The sequence below is a fragment of the Ruminococcus sp. RTP21484sp1_RTP21277st1_D2_RTP21277_210401 genome (assembly GCF_040924225.1).
Taxonomy (GTDB): domain Bacteria; phylum Bacillota; class Clostridia; order Lachnospirales; family Lachnospiraceae; genus Blautia_A; species Blautia_A faecis.
This window is the reverse complement of the sequence record NZ_JBCOMJ010000023.1, coordinates 44,541-62,943: the sequence shown is the minus strand read 5'-3', so window position 1 is coordinate 62,943 and position 18,403 is coordinate 44,541. Positions and strand designations below refer to the sequence as shown.

The window sequence follows — 18,403 nt, the reverse complement described above, 5'->3', positions numbered from 1 at the left end:
AAATTCAGCTGACCTCTGCACACTTTTCATCTGTAAACAGAGTTTTTTATTTCGGGTCTACTTTTCAAACACGCTCTACAGAAGATTTTCATTTTGGGCGATTGTCTTAATCGTCCAAATCTGCACTTTATATTAATTCAGTTTAATATTTGCAAATAAAGCTCCCAGAGATGTGGTTGCCTCTTCTCCGGACTGTGGGATTTCTATTTTCTCTTCTTCCACTTCTTTTGCCATCATATCAGTTGCTTCTTTGATACTCAGGCTCAGTTTTCCATCTTTCACTGCAGTTACTTTTACTTTCACCTTATCTCCAACTGCAAGAACTTCTGATGGTTTACGGATTCTCTTTTCGCAAATCTGGGAAATATGTACCAGTCCGGATACGCCGTTCCCAAGATCTACAAATGCGCCGTATGGCTGAAGGCTCTCTACAGTTCCTTCTGTTACAAAGCCTGGCTGGATATTGGAAATTTTATTCTTTCTTTCCTCTTCTGCTTTTTCCCTTAAAATTTCTTTCGCAGAAAGAATCAGTTTTTTGTCCTCTTTATTGACATCGATTACCTGAACCTGGATGTGTCTGTTCAGATATTCGTTGGTGTCTTCTACGTAATTCAAGGCCAGCTTGGAGGCCGGGATAAAGCCGCGCACACCTTCTACATAAGCAACTGCACCGCCGTTTACTACACCTTTTACCACTACATCAAGAACCTCTCCGGAGGCTTTCAGCTCTTTTAATTTGTCCCAAGCCAGGACGTCAGTAGCTTCAACTTTGGATAAAAGGATGTTGCCGTTTCCATCGTCTTTTCTTACGACTGTGGCGGAAACTTCATCTCCAGGGTGTACTTCTTCTTTAACGTTAAAGCCCGGCTCTCTACTGTAATCTTCTACCGGGATAATACCTTCTGCATAATATTTTAAATCTACAATAATTTCTTTATCATCTACACTCACAACTGTTCCTGTGAGAATGTCGCCTTCTTCAATTTTCTTAAAAGAAGCTTCAAGTTCTGCTTCGTAATCCTTCATTGTCTCTGCCATGACCTAGACTCCTTTGCCCCTGTTTTTGCTTCATTATAGCACACCGCTTATTCGTTGCAAATAAATTTTGGAATGTACATTCGAAAAAACACCGCTCTTTAAGCGTCAGAGTGTAATATCTGGCGTTTAAAGAGCGGCATATTCAGACAAATTTTCCCAAAAATTGTGACGCACATCTTGCAAAAAACCTTTTTCAAACACGCTCCAGAGCGTGCAGATTGCAGGAATACTTTTTCAAATACGCTCTAAAACGAGGAGTGCCCCGGCAGTAGCTGCCGGGGCGATTATTATGAAAAAATTTTATGTGTAATGGTGTCATTACAACGTCTTCTGTGTATGTTCTTTCGAACTGATTATATAGTATCAGATACTTATGAACAAAATACATGCAAATTGTTAACGAATAATGAACATTTGTTTTATTTGCACAATTTCTTCTTTCATTTTCCTCTTTTTTTATAACTTTACCACATTTGCATCTTTACTTTAATTTGGTAAAGTTATACATTTTGCACATTTTACATTTCTCATTCGAATAATCCTTTTACAAATTCGATTAACTTCGACACAAGACCTTTGGCATCATCCTTTGTAACACCCATATCCTGCAGCTTACTGTATACAGAATTTACATCGCTTCTAAGAGCATCTTCGTCAATTTTTGCATCCAGAACCTTGCGTACTACAGAAACAAGGGAATCTACCTCTGAATCAGAAAGAGATACCCCAAAATGGTCTGCTGCCTGAGTTACAGCACTTCGTACCTGGTCATCTGTGATGTTCTGCTGGTCTACAAGATCCTTGGCATACATAATAATGTCTACTGCTTTTCCAGGGTCAGAAGCAAGAAAATCAATTCCACTGTCCAGAAGACTTTCTACTACTTCTGTATCACTGGATGCCATAACCGGCATCGGCATGGAACATGCAAGAACTCCTGCAAGGATAAGTGCTGCTGATTTTTTCATTTTTATCATGATAATTACCTCCTGATTGAATGTTGCTGTTCAAGACTTGCCCAGTAACGATTAAATGTCATCTGTTCAAATCTCTCCAGTAACAATTAAATAGCTGCTGTTCATGGTCTGACCAGCAATAGTTAATATTCTGTTCACAAACTGCTGGAATCTGGTCATATTTATGATCTGATTTCCTCATATCAAGTAATTTTCTTCTGAAATTTAATCAATACCGGAAATAAATCTTCCTCCAGATTCCAGCCCATTATACTACACCTTTTCCTTTTATTTGTAAAATGTATCTAAAAACTTTATAATCTTTTTATAACTAATCTCCAAAAACAGCCCATTTTTCCAGGAAGTTACAAATCTTTTCAAATTCGTTCACTAATTTTTCATAAGATAAACACGATTCTTTCAAACTTTCCCGATATACTAACATCATAAAAATAATAACAGCCAACATTATTTTTATAAAATTTCTTTTTCATATGTCAGTCACCCAAAAGTGATTGACTCTCCTTCCTTTTAAAAAATATATTTGAGACAAAATAAAAATCACCCGTCTAGCCACCGGGTGATTTTTATTTGTATGAAATTTATGCAGTAAATCAGTTCCTTCTATCTCAATTTATTAAATACGTTCGCAAGATCAGCAAATTCTGCTAAAGTAAGCGCTTCGCCTCTCACATTTACCGGAATTCCGGTCTCTGCCATAGCTTTCTCAATTTCCTCTTTTGAAAAATCAAGCTCCTGGGAGTTCTTCAGTCCATTTACCAATGTTTTTCTTCTCTGATTAAAAGATGCCCGGATCAGCCTGAACATCAGCTTCTCATTGTCCACCTGCACTGGCGGCTCTTCATATCTCACAAGCTGGATAACAGCACTTCCCACCTTCGGTCTTGGCATAAAACAGTTCGGCGGAACATTCGCAATGATCTGCGGTCTGGCATAATACTGAACAGCCAGAGACAAAGCACCGTAATCCTTTGTTCCAGGACCAACCTGCATTCTGTCTGCCACTTCCTTCTGTACCATAATGGTGATGGAAGAAATGGGAACATGGTTTTCAAAAAGTCCCATGATGATTGGTGTGGTAATATAATAAGGCAGATTGGCAACCACCTTGATAGGCTTGCCCCCATTTTTCTCCTGTGCCAGCGCCGCAATATCAACTTTCAGGATATCCTCGTTGATCACAGTCACATTATCCCAGTCTTTCAAAGTATCATTTTCCAGAATCGGGATCAATGTCTTATCAATCTCTACAGCCACCACTTCTCTGGCTACCTCAGCCAGATACTGGGTCATGGTTCCAATACCCGGTCCGATTTCCAGAACAAAATCATCCTTGGTGATCTTGGAAGCCTCGATTATTTTTTCCAGAACATGGGTATCGATAAGAAAATTCTGACCAAACCTTTTCTGGAAAGCAAAATTATACTTTTGAAGAACTTCAATGGTATATTTCGGATTTCCTAAATAAGGTCTGGTCATATTAATTTCCTCTTTCTTTTAAATTATTTAATCATTATCTGCAAATCACACAATCTGGGCAGCTGTCTGCAATTCCCCTATTACTTATTTTGCAAAATCTTTCTCATAAAGAACCGTAAATCCATCACGGTCTACTCTCTTTTTCTTATTAAACTTCAGAAGTCCGCCCTGGGATTTCGCCATTGCTGCGTCAAGCATTTCCTTAACTGCGCCAATGTTCATAGGCTGGTCTTCTTTCTGGTTCACACCGATCAGATTATACAATGCAAGCATTCCCATCTGGTCGATCTTGTAACCATTTTCCTTGGTGTAAACTCTTGCAAAGTTTACAAGTTCATCATTGGTAAATACCGGAATGTTGATCATGGATGTAAACTTCTTGGCAAATTTCGGGAATCTTGCAATCAGCTTACGCATTCCGATCTTCTCATCCTCAATAATCACAGTAAGTCCGTCTGTGCGGAACTCCATAGCCTTATCCAGAATATCCACTGTTTCCTGTGTCAGTTGATTAGCATTCTCAATGACAAGGAAACCACCGCTAAGTTTACCAATCACTTTCGTAATATCCATCTCATTCAGCTGGTCGGCAAACACATAAGCCACCTTGGAAGCCGGCAGATTCAGCTCTTTACAGATTGCCGGAATCAGACTTGCGATCAGTCTTGTCTTACCAGTTTCTTTCCCACCCATGACGATCACGTTTCCAGTCTTGGAGGTCTTATCAGCCGCTGCCATCTGCACATCGCAAAGTGCACTGATCAGCTGTTCCCGCATTCCCGGAACCTTTACAAAATATGTAAACAGCTTCTTCTCATCATCGGTAAGTGATTTCTCTCTTGGCACAATGTCAGATGGATTTCTCTTATCCTTTGGCTGAATAGAATCAATAAACTGTTCCAGTTCTTCTTCCTCGGAAAGAGATTCAGAAGACTCTTCTTCCTCTTCATCCTCGTCAAAATCAAAGTTTTCGTCCTCAGAATCTTCCGGTTCTTCCTCTGCATCTTCCGTTTCAACCACATCATCTGCAGCTGGAGGCATATCCTCATCCTCTTCTTCGCCAATGCTCTCTCTGAGAAGTTTGGCAATAAATTCATCCTCAGACATGGAATCATCAGAAGGCTCTTCTTTCTCCTTATGACCTGCCGGGCCATTCATAAACTCATCCTCAGCAGCCTGAAGATCCTCTTCGGAAAGGAATTCCTCTTCCTCAAGCTCTACAACCGGCTTTTTCTGCTCTGGTTCTGGCTCGATTTCTTCCTCGTCCTCAGTGATAACTTCCTCTTCTTCTGGAATATCCTCTGCCTTTTCTTCTTTTACAGCATTCTGAGGTTTCGTAGATATTTCTTGGGCAGCTTCTACAATTTCTTTATTTTCTTCCTGAACTTTCTCTTCATCTACCTTCTCATCCGGAATTTCAATTCCCTGTGCAGAAGCAGCAGCAAGAATCGTATCCTCCAGATTGAAATTTGAAAAATCAAATGCAGGTTTCTCGTCTTTCATTTTCTCCGCAGCATCAGCCTCATCACTGAAAAGGTTATTCTGTACAGGCGCCTTGGGAACCTCAATCTCTTCCGGTACCATATTCTTCATAGAATCCGGAATATTCAGTGTAGGCATTTTCAGGTTCTCAACAGGTGTTTCTGTTTCTGTGGAAAATGCGTTCTTCTCTTCTGCCGACTCTGAACAATCTGCATTCTCTAAACCTTCTGTATTCTCTTCGGAAACTGCTTCTGCTGATTCCTCCGCAGTCTCATCTGCTGTACTCACAGATTCTTCAGCAACATTCTCCTTGGTATTCTCCACTTTCACCTTGCCAGTTTCAGGCTCCAGCTCCGGTACACTTTCATATTCTTTCTCAGAAGCCGGATCACGAAGCATTTCTTCCTGAACCTCTTTCGTCTGCTCAGTGGAAACAATGCTGTCTTCCATTTCATCCATCTTACGGCTTCCAAAAATGTCACGAAGTCCTTTGGAAATTTTATCCTGAAGACTCTCTACGCCATCCAGATCCTCATTCTTGATCTGAATACTTTCAATAGATTCACTTCCCTGGTTCTCAGCTTCCGGTGCTTTCTCTTCTTCCTTGATGGTATCTGCTTCCTCAGGTTTCAGAAGCTTCGGTACAAACTGCTGTTCATACCGCTCTTTCTCCTCGCCGGTAAGAGCACCCATACGCTGTTTCAGGTCCATAGCCTTCATCACGTAGTTACCCTCGTTGAACCAGAGAATGATCTCGTTGCAAAGCTCCAGACATTTCTCTTTGTCACCATCCTGATAGTACAGTTTGGCAAGCTCGTAAGACCATTTTTCGGTAAATTCTTTCTCCTTATAATCCTCCAGAACCTTGATTTGCTCTGCAAGAGGAGCCTTTTTTACTTTCAGGATCTTGTATTTCAGGATGTACTGCGTATTATCATTTGGCGCAACTTCCCTGTACTCCTGATAAAATTCCACTGCCTCGGAAACCTGTCCCAGCTTCAGGGAAACTTCTACAAGACGATAAAGAATGTTCTTACCAATGGAGGCTCTGTGATAAGCCAGCAGGAAAATTTCCTTGCTGTCCTCATAGCGTTTATTGGCAGCATAGATTTCACCAACCACACAAAGGGTACGAACATTTTTCACACGGCGCCAGTCAATGCTGTCTACAACATTCATGGCTCCCTTATAGTCCTTCTGTTCTACTAAATGGTTAATCTCTTCAAGTTTAACCCGAAATTCCTCTTTGTCCAAATTTTTCACCAACTTTCCATAGTTAATGCCAGTTTAGCATATCGCATACTACTTCGCAAGCTTATTTATCTGCAGGACATCCCATCGGCTGATACACATGCCCCGCCACAACGTGAAACACTTTATTGATCGTAAACTGATGACTGACAAAATCATCCAGACCAGTACAGGTGATCATGGTCTGAATATCATGAATACTCTCAAGAAGATAATTCTGACGGCTGCTATCCAGCTCCGAAAGGACATCGTCCAGAAGCAGAACCGGTTTATCATGAATGATCTTCTCCACCAGATAAATCTCCGAAAGTTTCAGGGAAAGAGCTGCTGTTCTCTGCTGCCCCTGCGAACCATATTTGCGGATGTCAATTCCGTTTACAGCCACCATCAGGTCATCCCTGTGAGGACCGGACGAAGTCATTTTCATCCGAAGATCCCGGTCTCTGTTGCGGAAAAGGCTCTCTTCCAAAGCCTCACTCTCCACGCTTGGTTCATATATCACTTCTATATTTTCAATACCGCCGGTAAGATTTCTGTGAATTTCCTTAATGATCTCATTAAGGGACTCCACAAATTCTCTTCTTTTGCCAATGATCTTACGGCCATAATTTACCAGCTGCATATCCCATACATCCAGAGTCGCCCCAAGATCCGGCTGCTTATACATATCCTTCAGCAGCTTATTTCTCTGGTTCAGAACATGATTGTATCCGGCAAGATCTGTGAGGTATAGTTTATCCAGCTGACAAAGCTCCGCGTCCATGAATCTTCGTCGCTCTCCCGGACCGTTTTTGATAATATTCAGATCCTCCGGGGAAAAGAAAACCAGATTCACCACACCGAGAAGCTCTCTCGCCTTCTTTATGGGAAGCCCGTTGATTGCCACGCCCTTGGCCTTATTTTTCCGAAGATGCATGTCGATCTTGTAAGACATGGAATCTTTTCCAACCATCATGCGGATATGGGCTTCATCCTGTTCAAAGCGGATAATCTCCCGGTCTTTGCTTCCTTTATGGGATTTGCTGGTTCCGCACAGATACACAGACTCCAGGATATTTGTTTTTCCCTGGGCATTATCCCCATAAAAAATATTGGTTCCTTTGTCAAAAGAAAGTTCCAGCGATTCGTAATTTCTGAAATTGCTTAATTTTATGGATTCAATATAAGCCATTTTACTCGTTTCCGGACAGAACCTTCACATCCTGGCCATTATAGGAAATAACGTCACCGCCATAAACCTTGCGGCCTCTTCTGGTATCTACTTCGCCATTTACTTTTACAAGTCCGTCGTTGATCACATATTTTGCCTCAACACCGTCTGATACAAGTTCAGCAAGTTTCAGTGCCTGGCCAAGTTTGATAAATTCATCTCTGATTCTGATTTCCAATTTTCTGCCTCCACTCTTCTGGCATCACGACTGCAATTCGTTTTCCAGACTGTCTCCAGCCATTATTGGCAGTCCGTGTTCACTTCCATACTCTTCCAATTGTCTGTTACGTTTCTCTCTGTGGCAAGTGTCATTATCTTGCCTGGTTCTGATTTATGTTAACCGGAAGAATCAGATACGTGTAAGTTTCTTCCTCATCTCTGATAAAGCAAGGTGCTTTCGGGTTTACCAGGTAAATGTCGATGGTCTCATCATCAATAACCTTCAGTGCATCGATCAGGAACTTGGGATTAAATCCGATCAGAATATCTTTTCCCTCTTTCTCAATATCAATATCCTCGTTCATGGAACCCATTGCAGAATCAATCTTCAGCTCCATGCTGCCATCTGTAATGTGGATAATGATCGGTTTCTTATCTCCTTCTCTTACAAGAAGTGTAGCACGGTCGATACAATCCAGAAATTCTTTTTTGTTAATGGAAAGTTTGGTCTCATAATCGCTGGAAAGCATCTGGTCAATACGGAAATATTCCCCTTCGATCAGACGGGAAACTACCATAGTCTGGTCAAATTCAAATAAAATATGATTATTGGTAAAGAAAATGCTGACTACGTCATCCATTTCTCCGGATAAAATCTTACTGATCTCGTTAAGAGTCTTACCTGGAACCACAACCTTGCGGTCTGAATAGTCTTTCTTCAAAGGCATTTTGCGGATTGCAATACGGTGTCCATCCAGGGAGACAATTTTCAGACAATTATCCTTAATTTCAAACAGCTCACCAGTCATTAATTTGTTGTTATCGTTGACTGCAATTGAGAATATTGTCTGATAAATCATATTTTTTAATGTATATTGAGAGATAGTTAATGGTTCATCTCTTTCAATCATAGGAAGATATGCAAAATCTTCCCCTGATTTTCCAGGAATATTGAATTTCGCTTTCTCACAGGTAATAGTTGCAGCGAATTTTTCATCAGTTTTAATGGTAACATCGTTGTCTGGAAGTCTTCTGATGATCTCATAAAAGATTTTCGCATTCAGGGCAACCATTCCTTTTTCTTCTATAGTACCTTCGACAATGGTTTCGATTCCCAGTTCCATGTCATTAGTAGTAAATTTGATCTGATTTGTTGTTGCATCAATCAGAATACATTCCAGAATTGGCATAGTTGTTTTGGATGGTACAGCTTTTAAGGAAATGCTGACGCTCTTCAATAAGTTACTTTTGGAGCAAATGATTTTCATAATGTGTATAACTTCCTTTCTGGAGAAAATGGGTTTTTCATTAAATATATTTAAGAAGATATCCGCCGTATCCGCCGTAGGGGGTGTGAATATGTGAAAAACTCACTTCCGCCCAGTGAATAAAAGGGTTTCGGGTATGGATAACTTCGTGTAAAAGCATTGGTTTAGAGTGTGAATAACCTGTGTAAAACCACATAAGCGATTTTGTCGCCAAAAGTTATTCACATTAATACACATAATGTCAACATCTTATACACATGAAATGTGGAAAAAATGTGTTAAGTTTGTGGATTAATTTTTTTCTTTAATGTATCAATGGTGTTCTGGAGCTGTTCGTTGTTCTGGAGCTCCTTTTCGATCTTTTCTACTCCGTGCATAACGGTAGTGTGGTCGCGATTTCCAAGATACTGTCCTACATTTTTCAGCGGGATCGCCAGAATTTCACGGCAAAGATACATTGCCACCTGTCTTGGCATCACGATCTTGGAACTTCTTTTATTTCCACAAAGATCGGCAGTACTTACATTAAAATGCTCTGCTACCATAGAAATAATGTAGTCTGCAGTAATTTGTTTATTTTCATTCGGTGCGACGATATCCTTCAGAGCCTGCTCGGCAAGTTCAAGGGTAACCTCTTTTTTCTCCAGTTTTGCATAAGCAACTACCTTATTGAAGGCACCTTCCAGCTCACGGATGTTGGATTTGATATTATTTGCAATATATTTGATAACATCTTCGCTTACATTGTAGCCGTCCATGTCTTCTTTTTTATGAAGAATGGCCATCCTGGTTTCGTAATCCGGCAGAGTAATATCCACGATCAGTCCCCATTCGAATCTGGAACGGAAACGCTCATCCAGAATTTCCATATCCTTCGGCGGTTTATCGGAAGATATGATAATCTGTTTGTTTGCACTGTAAAGGCTGTTGAAGGTGTGGAAAAATTCCTCCTGCGTGGATTCCTTTCCTATAATAAACTGAATATCATCAATGAGAAGGACATCAATGTTACGGTATTTCTCGCGGAATTTGCTCATGGCGGTGTTATTTCCATTACGGATGGTCTCGATCAGCTCATTGGTAAATTCCTCACTGGTAACATAGAGAACCTTACTGTTATCATCATTTTCAATAATAAAGTGGGCGATGGAATGCATAAGATGGGTCTTGCCAAGTCCTGCACCACCATAGATAAACAGCGGATTGTACGTATTTCCCGGAGATTCCGCTACTGCCAGGGCTGCAGCCTGAGCCAGTTTGTTGTTGCTGCCCACGATAAAAGTATTGAATGTATATTTGGGGTTCAGATTTGCTTCTTCACATCTGGCCTTAAAACGGTTGTCCTGATCAGGTGCAGCGTCGGAAATGGATTTCTTCGCCGGGACGTCTTCTGGAAGGATAAATTTCACTTCGCAGTCGGTCATTCCGGTAACTTCGCTTATGGTAACCTGCAGAGGCAGTTTGTAATTCTTATTAATGTAGCTTAATCGCACCTGGTCGGAAGCGACGATGGTAACTACATTTCCACTGACATCATAAACCTTCAGGGGTTTCAGCCATGTGTCGAATCGAACATCGGAAAGATCGTGCTCCTTTTTCACAATTCCCAGGATTTCATCCCATTTTTCTATTACTGTGCTCATTTTTTCCTCCCGTACACATCTGATTGTTTCTTATATTAAATGATGCCGTCCGTCGGCGACATGTCCGTTTATCAAAATACCAGCTGGAAACAGGAAATTAGGGTGTGGCAGGCTAAATATACCGGAATTTTACTGGTATTTTGATAAACGGACATAAATATCCTTATATATATTATAATAAATCCTGTCTTTTCGCAACGACAAAATCTTATTTATATAGGAAATTTATGTGGAAAATTATGCACATTCGGAGAAAAAATCAGAACTGCTGTGGATTGTCGTAAAAGGGTGGGGATGTGGGTGGGAAAATGTTGTACTGGACGTGAAAATAGGAAAAACAACTGGGGAAAAGTGCAGAATTGTCCACAAAACATCCACAATTTGAAAAAATTGCAGTGGATAATAAAAAAATTCCAGAAAAAAAATGGGGGATATCTTGTGAATAAACTGGAAAGTTATCAACATTTTGTGTGTGGATAAATGTGGATAAAAAGGTTGATAACCATTCTGGTTACCATAACATGGTTTTACGGGTTTCAATAATGAAAAATTATGTGTATAACTCTATCCACTGTCGAATCCCCTCGAAATATACCGTTTTTTGTGACATATGCGTTAAAATCAACAGTCAAAAGTGGATATTTTTGCTGATAATCCCCAGGTTATCCACAAGTTATCCACAAAATGTGGATAATGTTACGTAAACCTTTTCAAAATGACAGGTTATGCACAGTGTGGAAAACTTTGTGGATATAAAAAATTCTAGGAAAGCAAGAATTTTTACTTGACGAGAATGCCATTTATGAATATAATTGAAATGATGTTCTGATTAGGTTAATAATTTTAAATTCCATATAGATAAAGGAGGTGCTTTACCTATGAAAATGACATTTCAGCCGAAAAAAAGATCTAGAGCGAAAGTCCATGGCTTCAGAGCTCGTATGAGCACAAAAGGCGGACGTAAAGTATTAGCTGCCAGAAGATTAAAAGGAAGAAAGCAGTTATCTGCTTAAGACCGTTAAGACCGCAGTTACTGTGGTCTTTTCTTCTATACAGAAATAATTATTTCAATATCATATAAAGGAGAATCAGATGGAATACTCAGACTCCTTAAAGAAAAATAACGAATTCCAAAGGGTATACCGAAAAGGAACATCACAGGCAAATCGGTATCTGGTGATGTATGTGCTTGAGAACCATGACAGGCACATGGAGAATCGTCTGGGAATATCTGTAAGTAAAAAAGTTGGGAATAGTGTGGTACGCCACAGAGTCACCAGACTGATACGAGAGAGCTACCGCCTGAATGAAAGATCCTTCCGGCAGGGACTGGACATTGTAGTGGTCGCAAGACCAAATGCAAAGGACAAGTCCTATCAGGAGATTGAGAGTGCGCTTATGCATCTTGCAGGCAGAATGAAGATCCGCCGTGAGGCTGAGCTTCATGTGGAAGATTAAACGGTATTTGGGCAGTATTGTTGGTTCGGTAAAGGAGCGGCAATATTGAAACAGATTTGCAGGAGAAATTATCATGAGCAGATTTAGTCCAAGGAATATCATGATTCATATGATTCGTCTCTATCAGAAATATATATCGCCGATGAAGAGAACAAAATGTCCTTATATTCCCACATGTTCTCAATATGGTTTAGAAGCAATTCAAAAATATGGTGCGTTAAAGGGCGGGCTTCTTGCAGTGTGGAGAATTTTGCGCTGCAATCCTTTTTCACATGGAGGATACGATCCTGTGCCATAAACTGTACTGAAACAGATGGTGTACAATAAATGACACTTTAAACTGATTTTCAGCACAAAAACTCAAACTTTGACAATTGAATAGTTACACCGAAAAAGCCTAGGAGGAAACAAACTTGGATATGATTTTATTAACGAAGAGCAGTGTCCCGATTATTGGACAGGTTGCTTCTATTATGGGCTGGATCATGGACGGGATTTACAGAGTTCTTGATCTGGTGGGTATTCAGAACCTGGGTCTTTGTATCATTATCTTCAGTATTATTATTTATGCACTGATGACACCATTGCAGGTTAAACAGCAGAAGTTTTCTAAGTTAAGCTCTGTTATGCAGCCTGAGCTTCAGAAGATACAGAAGAAATACAAAGATAAAAAAGACCAGGCGTCCGTGCAGAAAATGCAGGAAGAAACTCAGCTTGTATATCAGAAATACGGTGTTTCACCTACCGGCAGCTGTGTGCAGCTGTTGATCCAGTTTCCTGTCCTGATGGCATTATGGCAGGTTATTTACAAAATTCCTGGTTATGTTGGCAGTGTAAAGAATGTTTTCACAGGCCTTGTTGATCAGATCACAAGCGTAAGTGGCTACACAGACCTGATCCAGAGCTTTATCACAGACAATAAGATGACTCGTGTACAGCTGGCGCTGGATAACGGAAAAGCGACCAGTAATTCTGTCATCGATTTCCTTTATGCATTATCTCCATCTCAGTGGAAAGATCTTGCATCAATGGATCAGTTTAAGGGATTTGCAGATACCATTAACACCACGTCTGCAGAAATTTCCAAAATGCAGAATTTCTGTGGATTAAACATTGCAGATCAGCCTCTGAACTACATTAAGGCTGCTTTTGAGGGAGCATCTATTGCACTGGCAATCGCTGCACTTCTGATTCCTATTCTTGCATGGGCGACTCAGGTACTGAACTATAAGCTTATGCCACAGGCTACTTCATCTGCTGAAGGAGCTGTTGATACGATGCAGGCTTCCATGAAGACTATGAATACGGTTATGCCGCTTATGTCAGCAGTATTCTGTTTCACATTCCCGGTAGGTCTTGGTATTTACTGGATCGCAAGTGCGGTTGTAAGAAGTGTTCAGCAGTGGTTTATCAATCGTCATCTTGATAAGATGGATATCAATGATCTGGTAAACGAGAACATGAAGAAGATGGAGAAACAGCGTACGAAAGAAGGACTTCCGCCGCAGAAGATCACCAATCAGGCAAACCAGTCTACTAAGAATATCAATACCAAGATTGATAAAGGTTCCAGTAACACAAACGCAGAAGAGAGAGCCAGAAAAGTAGAGGAATCCTACCAGAATGCAAGAAATGCAAAACCTGGAAGTATTACAGCAAAAGCAAATATGGTCAGGGATTTTGACGAGAGAAACAAGAAGAAGTAATTGTTGTCGGGAACGGAGGGTTTCATAGATGGAGGAGTTTATCCAGTTTTCAGCAAAAACGAAAAATGAAGCAATCACCAAGGCGTGCATCGAATTAGGTGTTTCCAGTGATCAGCTGGAAATTGAAGTGGTTTCTGAAGGTAGTTCCGGATTTTTTGGCATCGGAAGCAAACCGGCAATCATTAAAGCACGCAAGATCAATACAGTTTCTGAAGAGGATGAGATACAGGAAATCGTTGATACTGTTAAAGTGGATGCGATTAAGGAAGAGCAGAATAGAAAGCCTGCCAAACCTTTTGTAAAAGCTGAGAAACCGGCACCAAAGAGTGAACCGGTGAAAGAAAAAGCACCTGTAAAAGAGGCGAAAGAGCCAAAGCCTTTTAAAGAGCCAAAAGAAAAACAGCCGCGCCAGCCGAAGGAGAAACCTTTTAAGGAGCGTCCTGTAAAAGAAAAACCGGCAAAAGAAAAAATGCCGAAAGAGCCAAGAGAAGAGAAGCCGAAACAGTCCAAACCTGTTGAGATCATCACAGATCCGGTAGAGATCAAAGAAGTGGAAGAGAGAGCAATTGTTTTCCTTCGCGATGTATTTGCATCTATGAATCTTGGTGAAGTGGAGATCACTTCCAAATACAACACAAATGACGGTTGTCTGGAAGTTGCTTTTGAAGGAGAGGATATGGGAATTCTCATCGGTAAGAGAGGACAGACCCTTGACTCCCTCCAGTATCTTACAAGCCTTGTTGTAAATAAGGGCAAAGCAAACTATATCAGAGTAAAGCTCGATACAGAAGATTACCGCAGACGTCGTAAAGAGACTCTGGAGAATCTTGCAAGAGGAATTGCCTACAAGGTTAAGAAAACCAGAAAGCCAGTTGTACTTGAGCCGATGAACCCATATGAGAGAAGAATCATTCACTCAGCGCTTCAGGGTAATAAGTATGTGGAGACTGTCAGCGAAGGCGAAGAGCCGTATCGTCATGTGGTTGTAAAATTAAAAAGATGGTAAATCTTGCATAAAACATCTGAATGTGTTATAAAAGATTTGCAGAATGAATAAGAGGTTATTCCAGGTGAAAGATGGAAGAACTGAAGCGTTATGCTTTTGTTTTAATATCTTTCCCTGGGGTAACTTTTTTTGTATAATAAAATAAGATGATAGGAGTGTCAAAAAGTCTTTTGCCACTCATTTGATACCCAGGATTGCGATCCAGCTACGCTGTTCCCACAATCCTCCAAATATTCGAAATCCGCTGATTTACTACGTAAATCGCTGCTTTCTCATATTTGGCGTGTCCCAGGTTCAAACGCCTTATCGTGCAAGCACGAACGGATTTTTGACCTTTTGACACTGGTATCATAAGATGTGTTAAGTTTATAATTTGGATTGTAATTCACATGGAGGAAATCACATGAATACAACGATTGCAGCGATATCTACTGCTGTGAGTGCTTCGGGAATCGGAATCATCCGAATCAGCGGCCCGGAAGCCATGGACGTTATATCCCGCATTTACCGTTCCAAGGGCGGGAAAAAGAAAATTAAAGAAGTGCCCACCCACACCATTCATTATGGTTATATTTATGATGGAGAAGAAGCGGTGGATGAAGTTCTGGTCATGGTTATGCGCGCCCCCAAAACGTTCACAGGAGAAGATACCGTGGAGATTGACTGTCACGGCGGTGTCTATGCCATGAACCGGGTTCTGGAAACGGTTTTGAAAAACGGCGCCAAGATTGCTGGTCCCGGAGAGTTTACCAAGAGAGCCTTCTTAAATGGCAGGCTGGATCTTTCCCAGGCAGAGGCAGTTATGGATGTGATCCAGGCGAAGAATGAATATGCGTTGAAAAGCTCCATGAGTCAGCTGAAAGGCTCTGTACAGAAGACCATCAAGGAGATTCGAAGCGACCTGATCTACGAGATTGCTTTTATCGAGTCTGCTCTGGATGATCCGGAGCACATCAGTCTGGAGGGATATCCACAGAAATTACATGGAATTGTGGAAAAAGAGCAGAAATCCATTGAAGAGTTGTTGAAAACTTCCACAGATGGCAAGATCATCCGGGAAGGAATTGAGACGGTTATCGTGGGTAAGCCAAATGCAGGTAAGTCCTCCCTGTTAAACCTTCTTGTAGGGGAAAATAAGGCCATTGTAACGGATATTGAGGGTACTACAAGAGATATTCTGGAGGAGTATATTACCCTTCATGGAATTACGCTGAAAATTGTGGATACGGCAGGCATTCGCGAGACAGAGGATGTGGTGGAGAAAATCGGTGTTTCCAGGGCACGGGAGGTTGCAAAGGGTGCAGATCTGGTGTTATACGTAGTAGACAGCTCTACACCGCTTGATGAAAATGATGAAGAAATCATTGAAATGCTGAAAGACAGAAAAGCAATTGTACTGTACAATAAAACAGATCTTGCTTCGGCTGTGAGTATGGAGGCATTAAAGGAGAAAATCAACCATCCTCTCATTCCGATTTCTGCGAAAGAGGAGACTGGAATTGCCCAGCTGGCGGATACCATTAAGAGTATGTTTTTCAGCGGGAAAATCTCCTTTAACGATGAGGTTTATATTACAAATGCCCGTCACAAAGAGGCATTGGAAGAGGCAGCAGACAGCCTTGCAATGGTAAAACAGAGTATTGAGGATGGCATGCCGGAAGACTTCTTTTCCATTGATCTGATGGCTGCTTATGGAAGCTTGGGGAAAATTACCGGGGAAGAAGTTGGGGAAGATCTGGTGAATGAGATATTTAGTAAGTTTTGTATGGGTAAGTAGTGGTAGAGGGACGCGATAATATATGAATGAGTGTGTTATAGAGGAGATAAAAATGAAACATTTAGAGGAGAATTATGACATAGTAGTGGTCGGTGCCGGACATGCTGGCTGTGAGGCAGCGTTGGCTGGGGCGAGACTGGGATTGAGTACGATCATGTTTACGGTAAGCGCAGAGAGTATTGCGCTGATGCCTTGTAACCCAAATGTAGGCGGTAGTTCAAAGGGACATCTGGTCCGTGAGTTGGATGCTCTTGGTGGAGAGATGGGAAAAAATATTGACAAGACTTTTATTCAGTCTAAGATGCTGAACTGTTCCAAGGGTCCGGCAGTGCATTCCCTTCGTGCTCAGGCTGATAAGCAGGCTTACAGTAATGAAATGAGAAAGACGTTGGAGAATCAGGAGAACCTGACCATCCGCCAGGGAGAGGTTACCAAGCTTCTGGTAGAGGATGGCAAGATCACAGGTGTGAAGACGTATTCCGGCGCTGTCTACCATTGTAAGGCGGTAGTTTTGTGTACTGGAACTTATCTGAAAGCACGCTGTATTTACGGTGATGTAAGCAATTATACAGGTCCAAATGGACTGCAGGCAGCCAATTATCTGACTGATTCTCTGAAAGAATTGGGAATTGAAATGTTCCGTTTCAAGACTGGAACACCTGCCCGAATTGCAGGAAATACCATCGACTACAGCAAGATGGAAGAGCAGTTTGGGGATGAGAGAGTAGTGCCATTTTCTTTTTCCACAGATCCGGAGGATGTGCAGATCGAGCAGAAATCCTGCTGGCTGACTTATACCAATGAGGCTACCCATGATATCATCCGTGCAAACCTGGATCGTTCCCCACTGTACTCTGGTATGATCGAAGGAACTGGTCCGCGTTATTGCCCTTCTATTGAGGATAAAGTAGTTCGTTTTGCAGATAAAAAAAGACATCAGGTGTTTATTGAGCCAGAGGGAATGTACACAAATGAGATGTACATTGGCGGTATGTCCAGCTCTTTGCCGGAAGATGTGCAGGAGGAAATGTACCACAGCGTACCAGGCCTTGAGCATGCAAAAATTGTGAAGAATGCTTATGCTATTGAGTACGATTGTATTAACCCAAGACAGCTTTATCCAACGCTGGAGTTTAAGAAAATTAAAGGTCTTTTCAGTGGCGGACAGTTTAATGGAAGTTCAGGTTACGAGGAGGCGGCAGCCCAGGGACTGATCGCTGGTATCAATGCAGCCATGGAAGTGCTGGGAAAAGAGCAGCTGATCCTGGATCGTTCTGAGGCTTATATCGGTGTTCTCATTGATGATCTGGTTACAAAAGAGAACCATGAGCCATACCGTATGATGACCAGCCGTGCCGAGTACCGTCTACTTCTCCGTCAGGATAATGCGGATCTGAGACTTCGTAAAAAGGGCTGGGAGGTAGGTCTTGTAGATGACGAAACCTATGCAAAAGTAGTGGAAAAAGAACGCTTGATAGCGGAAGAAATCCAGCGTGTGGAGAATACAAATGTGGGTATGACAGAGGCAGTTCAGAGCCTTCTGGAAAGCAAAGGAAGCACACCACTTAAGTCAGGAATCAGTCTTGCAGAGCTGATCCGCAGACCGGAGCTTTCTTATGCAGATGTGGCTCCTATTGATAAGAACCGCCCTGAACTTGCCTGGGATGTGCAGGAGCAGGTAAACATTAATATTAAATACGACGGCTATATCCGCCGCCAGATGAAGCAGGTAGAGCAGTTTAAGAAGCTGGAAGCCAAGAAAATTCCAGAGGATCTGGACTATGAGAAAGTAAAGAGCCTGCGTATTGAGGCACGGCAGAAACTGGAACTTTACAGACCTGTTTCCATTGGACAGGCATCCCGAATTTCCGGTGTTTCACCGGCGGATATTTCGGTGCTGCTGGTTTATATGGAGCAGTATGGGAAAAATCGTTAATAAAGGCGTATTT

Annotated in this window: 16 protein-coding genes; 8 read left to right on the top strand and 8 right to left on the bottom strand. The window is 41.5% G+C overall.

From position 1 onward, the window contains the following. Positions 1–132: 132 nt before the first annotated feature. Positions 133–1,038 carry a S1 RNA-binding domain-containing protein gene (locus AB5706_RS15225; protein WP_173771296.1) on the bottom strand — a complete coding sequence of 302 codons (906 nt, stop codon included), beginning with the start codon at positions 1,036–1,038 and terminating at the stop codon, positions 133–135. 119 nt (positions 1,039–1,157) lie between these two features. Between AB5706_RS15225 and AB5706_RS15220 the strand changes: the two genes are divergently transcribed. Then, positions 1,158–1,310, top strand: a complete 153-nt coding sequence (locus AB5706_RS15220; RefSeq protein ID WP_368361766.1) for a DUF6783 domain-containing protein — start codon at positions 1,158–1,160, stop codon at positions 1,308–1,310. A gap of 255 nt (positions 1,311–1,565) precedes the next feature. Here AB5706_RS15220 and AB5706_RS15215 read toward each other — a convergent pair whose 3' ends face one another. The 7 genes from AB5706_RS15215 to dnaA all read right to left on the bottom strand — a co-directional run bounded on the left by AB5706_RS15215 (position 1,566) and on the right by dnaA (position 10,507). Then, positions 1,566–2,015, bottom strand: a complete 450-nt coding sequence (locus tag AB5706_RS15215; protein WP_118580844.1) for a DUF1002 domain-containing protein — start codon at positions 2,013–2,015, stop codon at positions 1,566–1,568. Between the two features lie 603 nt (positions 2,016–2,618). After that, positions 2,619–3,494, bottom strand: coding sequence for a 16S rRNA (adenine(1518)-N(6)/adenine(1519)-N(6))-dimethyltransferase RsmA (gene rsmA, locus AB5706_RS15210; protein WP_368366180.1), 876 nt, complete (start codon positions 3,492–3,494; stop codon positions 2,619–2,621). 84 nt (positions 3,495–3,578) lie between these two features. Continuing rightward, positions 3,579–6,239, bottom strand: a complete 2,661-nt coding sequence (locus tag AB5706_RS15205; RefSeq protein ID WP_368366179.1) for a tetratricopeptide repeat protein — start codon at positions 6,237–6,239, stop codon at positions 3,579–3,581. Between the two features lie 52 nt (positions 6,240–6,291). Then, complete coding sequence (gene recF, locus AB5706_RS15200) at positions 6,292–7,398, bottom strand: DNA replication/repair protein RecF (protein WP_148463045.1); 1,107 nt, start codon at positions 7,396–7,398, stop codon at positions 6,292–6,294. Position 7,399: 1 nt separating this feature from the next. Further along, a complete protein-coding gene (locus AB5706_RS15195; protein WP_173716655.1) occupies positions 7,400–7,615 on the bottom strand; it encodes an RNA-binding S4 domain-containing protein in 216 nt (71 codons plus the stop codon). Between the two features lie 133 nt (positions 7,616–7,748). Then, complete coding sequence (gene dnaN / locus AB5706_RS15190; protein ID WP_173771302.1) at positions 7,749–8,864, bottom strand: DNA polymerase III subunit beta; 1,116 nt, start codon at positions 8,862–8,864, stop codon at positions 7,749–7,751. 278 nt (positions 8,865–9,142) lie between these two features. Continuing rightward, complete coding sequence (dnaA, locus tag AB5706_RS15185; protein WP_173716653.1) at positions 9,143–10,507, bottom strand: chromosomal replication initiator protein DnaA; 1,365 nt, start codon at positions 10,505–10,507, stop codon at positions 9,143–9,145. 878 nt (positions 10,508–11,385) lie between these two features. On the opposite strand from dnaA, the gene rpmH reads away from it, so the two are divergent. From rpmH to mnmG, 7 genes are all read left to right on the top strand, one after another. Next, positions 11,386–11,520: a 50S ribosomal protein L34 gene (gene rpmH / locus AB5706_RS15180; RefSeq protein ID WP_005423866.1), complete on the top strand. Its 135-nt coding sequence runs from the start codon at positions 11,386–11,388 to the stop codon at positions 11,518–11,520. A 79-nt stretch (positions 11,521–11,599) separates the two neighbouring features. Then, positions 11,600–11,965 carry a ribonuclease P protein component gene (rnpA, locus tag AB5706_RS15175; protein WP_148463049.1) on the top strand — a complete coding sequence of 122 codons (366 nt, stop codon included), beginning with the start codon at positions 11,600–11,602 and terminating at the stop codon, positions 11,963–11,965. Between the two features lie 100 nt (positions 11,966–12,065). After that, positions 12,066–12,263 (top strand): membrane protein insertion efficiency factor YidD, encoded by a 198-nt coding sequence (gene yidD / locus AB5706_RS15170; protein WP_272111253.1) that lies wholly within the window; start codon positions 12,066–12,068, stop codon positions 12,261–12,263. A 121-nt stretch (positions 12,264–12,384) separates the two neighbouring features. Then, the gene (gene yidC / locus AB5706_RS15165; protein WP_118580883.1) at positions 12,385–13,671 is read left to right on the top strand and encodes a membrane protein insertase YidC; all 1,287 of its coding nucleotides are present in this window, start codon (positions 12,385–12,387) and stop codon (positions 13,669–13,671) included. Between the two features lie 28 nt (positions 13,672–13,699). Continuing rightward, positions 13,700–14,677, top strand: a complete 978-nt coding sequence (gene jag / locus AB5706_RS15160; RefSeq protein ID WP_148463050.1) for an RNA-binding cell elongation regulator Jag/EloR — start codon at positions 13,700–13,702, stop codon at positions 14,675–14,677. 403 nt (positions 14,678–15,080) lie between these two features. After that, entirely contained in the window at positions 15,081–16,454 is a 1,374-nt protein-coding gene (gene mnmE / locus AB5706_RS15155) for a tRNA uridine-5-carboxymethylaminomethyl(34) synthesis GTPase MnmE (RefSeq protein WP_173770017.1), read from the top strand. A 52-nt stretch (positions 16,455–16,506) separates the two neighbouring features. Next, on the top strand, positions 16,507–18,390 hold the full coding sequence (gene mnmG / locus AB5706_RS15150; protein WP_368366178.1) for a tRNA uridine-5-carboxymethylaminomethyl(34) synthesis enzyme MnmG: 1,884 nt from the start codon (positions 16,507–16,509) through the stop codon (positions 18,388–18,390). Positions 18,391–18,403 lie beyond the last annotated feature (13 nt).